The sequence below is a fragment of the Halomonas sp. ND22Bw genome (assembly GCF_003011945.1).
GTDB classification, from domain to species: Bacteria; Pseudomonadota; Gammaproteobacteria; order Pseudomonadales; family Halomonadaceae; genus Halomonas; species Halomonas halophila.
The window spans coordinates 1-416 of sequence record NZ_PXWD01000226.1; the positions used below are offsets into that span (position 1 = coordinate 1).

Below are 416 nucleotides of genomic sequence, written 5' to 3' on the forward strand. Positions count from 1 at the left end.
GCCCTGACGCGGCACTCCACCTCCACGAGAGGCGCCGCCCATTGCAGGCTCTGGTGACGGCTGAACCGCCCGGCCAACACAGGATTGGCGCCGACGATGGTGTAGCAAGTCTCCACAATGTCGCCGATGCGAACATCGGGAATAATCATGTGAGCCGTCAGGCGACCGTCATACATGGCCCGCTCGAGATTCAACTCCCGGCGTAACAGCTCAAAGGCCGCAGGGCTGGCCGCCTCCCGTCGAACGCCCTCTCTCAACACACTTGCCGTATGTATGATCACGCGCTCGAACGCTGGATCGAACACGATCTCGAAACTGGCTGTGGGCTGGAGACCGTCGCTGCCCGTCACCTGCTGCACTAGCCGAGAGCTGAACGCCGGAGCCGATCCGGTCAGGTCGATCAGGCTTTCCAGCAG

Annotated in this window: 1 protein-coding gene; it reads right to left on the reverse strand. The window is 62.5% G+C overall.

Annotation, left to right across the window (positions count from 1 at the left end):
• The coding region (locus CVH10_RS17800) for a DUF3857 domain-containing protein (RefSeq protein ID WP_181244466.1) at positions 1-416 on the reverse strand (416 nt) is incomplete at both ends.